Raw genomic sequence first — 870 nt, 5'->3', positions numbered from 1 at the left:
CCCGCCTCCTCGGCCCCGACCACCCCGACACCCTCGCCAGCCGCTACGAAGCGGCGTTCGCCCTCAGCCGCACCGGGCACGCCGCCGACGCGCTGCGCGCGTACAAGCAGGTGACCGCGGCCCGCATCCGGGTGCTGGGCGCCGACCACCCGGACACGCTCGCCGCGCGCCAGGAAATGGCGTACGTGCTGGGCCGGTTGGGCCGTCACCTCGACGCGCACCAGGTCTATGCGGCGGTGCTGGCCGCCCGCGAGCGCACCATGGGCCCGGACCACCCCGACACCCTGCGCTGCCGCCACAACCTCGCCTTCAGCCTCAGCCGGCTCGGCCGCCTGGACGACTCCTACCGCATGGCCTGCCAGGTCGCCGCCGACCGTGCCCGGGTGCTCGGCCCCCGGCACCCCGACACCCTGGTCACCCGTTACGAAGTCGCCTACCTGCTGGGGCAGTCGGGCCGCTGGGCCGAGGCCCTGCAGACCTACCGCGAGGTCGCCGCCGACCGTGCCCGGGCGCTCGGCGCCGACCACCCCGACACCCTCGCCGCCCGCCACGAGGCCGGCATCAGCCTGGGCCGGCTCGGCCGCGGCGCGGAGGCGCTCCGGCTCTACCGCGGTCTGGTCGCGGACCGCACCCGCGTGCAGGGCCCGGACCACCCCGAGACCCTGCGCGCCCGCCACGGCCTCGGCGTCAACCTCGGGCGCCTCGGCCGCTGGGAGGAGGCACTGGCCGAGTCCCGCGACGTGTGCGCGATCCGTGCGCGCGTCCTCGGCCCCGACCACCCCGACACCCTGGTCAGCCGCCGCGAGGTCGCCGTGAGCCTCGGCTGGCTCGGCCGCTGGGTCGACGCGCTCACCGAGTACCGGCAGGTGG

1 protein-coding gene is annotated in these 870 nt (G+C 77.1%); it reads left to right on the top strand.

Features of this window, described 5'->3' with window-relative positions; all coding sequences use genetic code 11:
• Positions 1 to 870: tetratricopeptide repeat-containing protein (locus tag RH94_RS42990; protein WP_234425681.1), on the top strand; the 870-nt coding region annotated here is incomplete at both ends.

Origin of the sequence: Streptomyces kebangsaanensis, assembly GCF_001906585.1 — a bacterium.
Lineage (GTDB): Bacteria > Actinomycetota > Actinomycetes > Streptomycetales > Streptomycetaceae > Streptomyces > Streptomyces kebangsaanensis.
Note: the sequence above shows the minus strand (reverse complement) of the source record. Positions and strands in the feature narration are given on the sequence as shown.